Origin of the sequence: Candidatus Frankia alpina, from assembly GCF_902806485.1 — a bacterium.
GTDB lineage: Bacteria > Actinomycetota > Actinomycetes > Frankiales > Frankiaceae > Frankia > Frankia alpina.
In genome coordinates, this window is sequence record NZ_CADCWT010000235.1 from 1 (window position 1) to 7,057 (window position 7,057).

A 7,057-nucleotide genomic window follows, 5' to 3' on the forward strand; every position below is an offset into this window, starting at 1 on the left:
CACACCAACACCACATTGATGTCACGCAAAGCGACGAAACGTTACCGGGAAAGGCTCAATGTGCACCGGTACGGTGACCCCACCGCCTTCGGCCGGATCGCCGCCATGCTCCCGATTCGGGGGCCGCGGCCGTCGGCCCAGCAGGTGGTGCGCAATCCCGATTTCTGGTGGAACGTCTATCGCGGTTTCTTTGGTCGTGTCTCCCTGCTGACCGGCTACGCCGAGAAGATGGCCGTCGGGTTTGCGATCGTCACCGGTGCGGGTGTGCTCGCTGCGGTGGTACGGGTCCTGACGGCGCAGATCTCGGCCGCTCGGGCCCCGGGCCGGAGTCAGGGCCGGCTCCACGCCAGCCGGGTGCGTGGCTGGCCGGGAGCGTCGTCTGGATTCTGCTCGCCGCGCACTGCCTGCTTGTCGTCGCCACACTGGTGGGATACGCGGCCGCCGGCGGCGCGGCGTTCACCCGCTACCTGCTGCCGGTGCTCGCGTTCGTCGTCGCGGTCTCCTGGCGGGCGCTCCCGCTGGGACGGCGGGGGCTGCCGACGGTCGTGCTCGTCGCCGCGCTCGCCCTGCTCACCCTGATGATGATCACCCGCGATCTGGCGCGGCGGAATCCCGCGCTCGCGCCCCTGACGCCGGTGGACCGGCTGCGGACCGCGTGGGCGGCCGAGGCTCCCGGACCGACCGATCTCGCACTGTCCGCTCTGGCGGGATTCGCCCTGGTCGGTGGTGTCCTGCTGGCCGTCGCGCTGTGGAAGCTCGGCGACCCGTCGGTGGCCGGCGGCGGTGAGGTCGGCGGCACGCCGCCACATGAAGCCGTGCACGAGGGCCCGCCCGGCGGCGTCGCCGGGATCATACAGCAACGCCAGGATCGCCTCGAGGTGACCGTCGGCGCCCGACGTCGCGGTAGGGCGGCTCAGGGATTCCGGTCGACCCCGCGCGCTGTCAGGTGATCGTCGGGCCGTCCGGCGCGTAACGGGCCTGGAGTCGGGTGAGGGTCGCCTCGATGCCAGCCGTGTTGCTCTTCGGGGCGCGGATGAGGTCGTAGTAGCGGATCGCGGCCTTGATCCGTCCCATTTCGCTGTAGTCGAAGGTCTCGGTGACGCGGGTGGATCCGGCCGACTCCGGGGTGAACTGCCAGCGCCAGCGGTGCCCGACCGGATGCCGCCACTCGATGAGGCGGTTCTCCTCGAACGCCGTGACCTTGCTGGTGATGCGGTACGGCAGGCCGTAGGCCTTCATGTTCACCGAGAAGGTCGCGCCTTCGGCCAGCCGCGGCGGGCCGGAGACGGTGGCGCGGACCGTGCCGGAGCCGTCGAGCTCGTGGTGTCGGCGCGGGTCGGCCACGATGGCGAACAGTTCGCTCACCGGCGCGTTTACCAGGACTGATCGGCTGATCCGGTTCGGTCCGGTGTCGATGACGGACACGGTCATGGTTCTCGTCCTCGCCGCTTGTAGAGACGTCGGTTGGGGGTGCTTTCTGTTCCCAGCCGCGCACGGCGACATGGTCGGCGTGATCGCGTCAGGCGCTACGGGCCCCCTACCAGATGCGGACGCGGTCGGGCGGGTCCAGCCACAGCCCGTCGCCGGGGGCGGTGTCGAAGACCTCGTGGAACTCGTCGAGGTTGCGCACGATGTTGGCGCGCAGCTCCGGCGGGCTGTGAGGGTCGGTGGTGAGGTACTGCCGTTCGAGCTCGATCCGCCGCTTGCTGCGCCACACGTAGGCCCAGTTCATGAACAGCCGCCGCCGGTCGTCGCGCGACGCCTCGCCGCCCTGGGAGATGATGTAGGCCTGGTGCGCGATGGTGAGGCCGCCGAGATCGCCGATGTTCTCGCCGACAGTGAGGGCGCCGTTCACCTTCTCGCCCGGCAGGTTGCGTGATTCGAACGCGTTGTACTGCTCCACGAGCGTTTTCGACTTCACCTCGAAGGCGGCCTTGTCGGCGGGGGTCCACCAGTCGTTGAGGTTGCCGGCGCCGTCGTACTGCGCGCCCTGGTCGTCGAAGCCGTGCCCGACCTCGTGGCCGATGACGGCGCCGATGCCGCCGTAGTTCTCGGCCGGGTGGGCGTCGGGGCTGAAGAACGGCCTCTGCAGGATGCCGGCCGGGAAGCAGATCTCGTTGGTGCCGGGATTGTAGTAGGCGTTGACGGTCTGCGGGAGCATGAACCACTCGTCGCGGTCGACCGGGGCGCCGATCTTGGCCAGGTCCCGGTCGGTCTCGAACGCGGCGGCGGCGCGGGCGTTGCCCATCAGGTCACCATGGCGGACGCGCAGCTGCGAGTAGTCCCGGAACTGGTCGGGGTAGCCGATCTTCGGCCGGAACGTCGCCAGCTTGTCGTAGGCCCGGAGCTTGGTCTCCTCCGTCATCCAGTCCAGCCGGGAGATCGACTCGCGGTAGGCGGCGAGCAGGTTCGCGACAAGGTCGTGCATCTGCGCCTTGGCACGCGGCGGGAAATGGCGGGCGACGTACTCCTTGCCGACGGCCTCACCGATCGCGCCCTGGACGAACGCCACCGCGCGCTTCCACCGGGCCCGCAGCTCCGGCGTGCCGCTGAGCGTGCGGCCGTAGAAGTCGAACTGGGCCTCGACGAAGGCGTCGGGCAGGTACGGCGCGGCCGTTCGCAGCACGCGGCTGAGCACCCAGTCGCGCCACACCTCGATCGGCGTGTCGGTCAGCACGGTCGAGAGGTGCTCGAAGTACGACGGCTGCCGCACGCACGCCTCCGCCAGCGTCGCCGGCGGGCCGGTCAGGTGCCCACCGAGACCGGTGACGTAGGCATCCCAGGCGAAGGCCGGGCAGAGCGCCGCCAGCTCCTCGGCCGTGACCAGGTTGTAGGTCTTCTGGACGTCGCGGGTCTCGGCCCGCTCCCAGTGGCCCTTCGCGAGCAGGGTCTCCAAGGCGAGGATCCGTTGCGCGGCGGCCTCGGGGTCGGAGTGCTCTCCCAGCCCGAGCATGCGGGTCAGGTAGGCGACGTACTTCTCGCGCGTCGCGGCGAACTTGTCGTCGCGGTAGTACGACTCGTCCGGCAGGCCGAGGCCCCCTGGCCCAGGTGGAACAGGTAGCGGTCGGAGTTGCGGTCGTCGGTGTCGACATAGGAGCCGAACAACCCCGGGCCGCCGGTCCGCTCAAGATCGCCGAGGAACGCGGCGAGGTCGCGGACGTCGCCCAGGCCAGCCACGGCGTCCAGCAGCGACCGCACCGGGCCCAGGCCGAGCGCCTGGATCGTCTCGACGTCGAGGAAGGAGTTGTAGAGGTCGGCGATTTTTCGGGCGTCCTCGCCCTGGGTGGCCGGGTCCTGCCCGGCGAGGTCGGTGATGATGTCGCGGACCTGCTGCTCGGCGGCATCGGCCAGTTGCACGAACGGGCCCCAGCTCGAGCGGTCGGATGGGATCTCCGTCTCGGCGAGCCACCGGCCGTTCACGTGGCCGAACAGGTCGTCCTGCGGTCGTACGTCGAGGTCCATGCCCGCGCGGGCGTCGTCGAGGATGCTCACAGAACGGAAGTCTCCAACCGATCGGGTGATCAGGGAAGGACCTCGCCGAGAACCCGTCGACCGACAGCATGATCCGCCGCGGTGGGATTCGCGGCGCTTGCCGGGCTCGTGGCCGGGTTCGTGGCACGCGGACGACTCCGCCGGTCCTGCGGTCCTGCGGTCAGCGCTGGTCGAGGGCCTGTTCGAGGAGCGCGATGACCGTGTCGGTGTCCGCGCCGGCGAGTGTTGCGAGGACACCGGTGTGGCGGGCGAGGACGACGCCGATGAGCGCGGCGGTGAGCAGCTCGGCCCGCAGGTGCGCGTCGGCGGCGTGCTCGCGGGCCAGCCGGGCGGTGAGGGGGGCGACGATGCGACGGTGGAGTTCGACGGCGGCGGCCTGCTGTGCCGTCTGGTCGTCGTAGGGCTTGAGCGCGGCCTGGAAGATCGGCCCTGGACCGCTTCGGTCGGTGCGCCGGACCAGGGCTGCGAGCCGGTCGGGCTCGAGGAAGTCGGTGGGGGTCTCCCCGGCGTCCTCTGCCTGCAGCACGGCGATGTAGAGCTGGGCCTTCCCGCCGAAGTAGCGGGCGATCATGGTGGGGTCGATCCCGGCGAGCTGGCCGATGTCGCGGGCGGTGGTCTTGTCGAACCCGCGTTCGGCGAACAGGTGCGCGGCGGCGGCGAGCAGGCGTTCCTTACTGGCGGCCGCGTCGCGGCGTCGTGGCGCGGTCGTGTTCTTCACCGTGGATGTCTCATCCTTCACGGGAGGTCATGTTCCTCTTCATCGAGGTTGTCCGGGTCTGACGCCACCGGGCCGCGTGTCGGCGGTGTCGGGCCGGCCGGTGTCGGGCCGGCCGGCGTCGCCGGGGACCACCGAGGCCAGGCTCTCGATATCCTGCTCCTCCTCTTCGATGATGGCCTCCGCCGTCGGGCTCAAGCCGGGCCGCCGGTCGCCGAAGCGGGGCAGAAGCACGCTGGCGGCCGCGGTCAGGACCCACATGAGACAGGCCGCGACGCCTACCGCGGTATATCCGCTGTCGGCGGGAAACGACGCGCCGGGTCGGGTGTGCGCCTGGAGCACCGCGGCGCTGGCGCTGCTGCCGATGCCGTAGCCGACGTAGCGCAGCACCTGGTTGAAGCTCAGCGCACTGCCGGTCTCGTGAGCGGGCACCGACTGCACGATGAACCCGGGCATGATCGCGAAGATTGCTCCGATCCCGAGGCCGGCGATGGCCATCACCACCGCGATCTCCCAGAACGTGCCGTGGGCCAGGGTGAACATGACCATGCCGGCCAACAGCACGCTCGCGGCAAGCGGCAGCACCCGGCCCGGCGGCATCCTGCGGATCAGCGCCCGGGTGACACTGCTGGCCGCGACCGTGCCGACCGAGAACGGCGTCAGCATCAACCCGGCGACGGCTACCGAGGCGCCCAGCCCGTAGCCCACGCTCGTGGGCGTCTGCACCAGGCGGGTCACCGTCGAGGTCAGCAGGTACATGCCGACACCGGTGAAGACGGCGCACACGTCGGCGGTCAGCACGACGACATGCCGCAACCGACGCACATCGACCAGCGGATGATCACTGTGTAGCTCCAGCGCCACCCAGCCGGCCAGCATGACGATCGCCACCGCGACGGTTGCGAGCAGGCGCGCCGAGGCCCAGCCCCACTGCCCGCCCTCGCTGATCGCCAGCAGCAACCCGGCCAGGGCGATCCCGAGCGTGCTCGCTCCCGCAAGATCGAGCCGGGCGGCCGGCCGGTGGCGTGAGGAAGGTACGACCACCATCGCGGCCAGCGACGCCGCGACCGCGATGGCAACCCCGAACCAGAACGCCGCGCGCAGGCCGCAGGTCTCGGCGATCAGCGCGACCAGCGGGTATCCCAGGCCGATGCCCGCGACGGTCGTGATCGACAGGATCGCCAACGCCGGGCGGGCGCGCTCTGGTGGCAGCGCGTCGCGGGCCACCGTCAGGGTGAGTGGCGTGAGGCCGAGCCCCACGCCCTGCGCCGCCTGGCCGACCAGCAGCGTCGCGAAACCCAGCGGCAGGGCGGCCAGTAGGCCGCCGACCGCCACGATGGCCAGGCCGACCAGCAGCACCGGTTTGCGGTATCGGCCGTCGCCCAGGCGCCCGATCGTCGGGGTGGCGACCGCGCTGACCAGGAAGGTGATCGTCAGCGACCACTGTGCGTCGTCGACCGAGACGTGGTTGACGGCGGCGACCAGTGGCACCAGCGGCGTGCCCAGGCTGCCGACCACGGCGACAACCATGCCGATGAACACCAGTCCGGTCACCAACAGCCTGTGCGCGGGCGATCCGGGCCCCGTGTCGTCGCGATCCATTCAATGTCCACCTCATTCAGTGATGGACAAAGTCTACGCCTGATGTCTACAGGTGATGGCAAGATTGTCGGGCCCGGCCAACGCGCCGGGTCGGATGGATCAAGGGCTACCGGTCGGTGCCGAGGTCGGTGCCGCGGCGACGGCGGCCTCAGCGCTTGGCGAGCAGGTGCGCAGGCGGAGGGCCGAAGCGTCCGCGGAGGAAGTCGAGGAGCCCTCGTACGCGTCCTTCGAGGTCCCAGTAGGGGCCGCGCCGGGCCGGTGCGACTGCGCCCGAGGCGAGGTGCCACAGCGCGATGCTGAACCGGATGAACGCGTGGTAGCGGCCGGAGTGGTCCCGCACGAGCAGCAGGGTGTTGCGAAGTTGCAGGTAGTCGATGGCTGCGGAGGTCGAACCGATGTGCGGGTTTTTGACCATCGCGCCGCGCACGAGCCCAGATTCCCAACCGGCGGCCTTGGCCCGCAGCGCGAGGTCCGCCTCCTCACAGTACGCGAAGTAGCGCTCGTCGAAGATGCCGACCTCGTCGAGGCACGCGCGCCGGGCGAACATCAGCGTGCCGTGCGGGTGGCCGGCCGGCTCCCACCCTTTCTCGACGCTCGCGGGCGCGAGGATCCCGCCGAAGTAGGGGTCGATGACCGGCGTCGCCGCGTCGCCGACGTCGGCACACGCCAGTCCCGCTCGGGGCTGCTCAGCCAGGACGCTGAGCATGTGACTCAGGCACGTGGGTTCGGGCAGCGCGTCGTGCGGCGCGAGCACTACCCACTCGCCCGCGTCCGCATCGGCGAGGAACGCACGGTAGCCGACGTTGGCCGCGGGTCCGAACCCCAGGTTGCCGCCGGTTGGTACGACCGCGACGTCGGCGGCCTCGACCGGTGGCAGGACCGCCGACCCGTTGTCGATGATTGTGATCATGACGGGAACGTCCTGCGCGCGGAACGCGTCGATCGTGTCGAGGAGTCGCTGCGGCTGGTCACGGTGCACGATGACGACCGGGAGAGGAGGCGCGATTCCAGTGCTACCTCAGTGCCACCGATCAGGCGGCTTCATCCGCGAAGTGGGCGGTACGGCGGTGAGCCGCGCCATGGCGGAACAGTACCATCGGGGCTGGGCCCGACACGGACGGTGACACTCGCGGTAGATCATCACTTGTCGTGCCCGAACCGGCCCCGGAGTTAACGCGGAGGAAGCCTGACGTAATTTCAGGTGAATCAGCGTGTGCGACTCTGTGGTATGCAGCCAGGTAGTGATCC

Annotated in this window: 6 protein-coding genes and 1 pseudogene; 1 reads left to right on the top strand and 6 read right to left on the bottom strand. The window is 70.2% G+C overall.

What is annotated here, in order from left to right; translation table 11 throughout:
• Positions 1-425: 425 nt before the first annotated feature.
• On the top strand, positions 426-950 hold the full coding sequence (locus tag G6R25_RS27930; protein ID WP_235949131.1) for a hypothetical protein: 525 nt from the start codon (positions 426-428) through the stop codon (positions 948-950).
• On the opposite strand, the gene G6R25_RS19445 is transcribed toward G6R25_RS27930, so the two are convergent.
• From G6R25_RS19445 to G6R25_RS19465, 6 genes and pseudogenes are all read right to left on the bottom strand, one after another.
• Entirely contained in the window at positions 943-1,431 is a 489-nt protein-coding gene (locus tag G6R25_RS19445; protein ID WP_136449508.1) for an SRPBCC family protein, read from the bottom strand. The genes G6R25_RS27930 and G6R25_RS19445 overlap by 8 nt on opposite strands.
• A 106-nt stretch (positions 1,432-1,537) precedes the next feature.
• Positions 1,538-2,365, bottom strand: coding sequence for a M13-type metalloendopeptidase (locus G6R25_RS31945; RefSeq protein WP_473246918.1), 828 nt, complete (start codon positions 2,363-2,365; stop codon positions 1,538-1,540).
• Positions 2,357-3,462 (bottom strand): annotated as a pseudogene (locus tag G6R25_RS31950) (M13 family metallopeptidase); the annotation flags it as partial. The gene G6R25_RS31945 and the pseudogene G6R25_RS31950, both read right to left, overlap by 9 nt.
• A 190-nt stretch (positions 3,463-3,652) precedes the next feature.
• Positions 3,653-4,231: a TetR/AcrR family transcriptional regulator gene (locus tag G6R25_RS19455; protein WP_205447260.1), complete on the bottom strand. Its 579-nt coding sequence runs from the start codon at positions 4,229-4,231 to the stop codon at positions 3,653-3,655.
• A gap of 18 nt (positions 4,232-4,249) precedes the next feature.
• Positions 4,250-5,809, bottom strand: a complete 1,560-nt coding sequence (locus G6R25_RS19460) for an MFS transporter (RefSeq protein WP_205447261.1) — start codon at positions 5,807-5,809, stop codon at positions 4,250-4,252.
• A 148-nt stretch (positions 5,810-5,957) separates the two neighbouring features.
• Positions 5,958-6,815 carry a glycosyltransferase gene (locus G6R25_RS19465; protein ID WP_136449570.1) on the bottom strand — a complete coding sequence of 286 codons (858 nt, stop codon included), beginning with the start codon at positions 6,813-6,815 and terminating at the stop codon, positions 5,958-5,960.
• Positions 6,816-7,057: the final 242 nt, after the last annotated feature.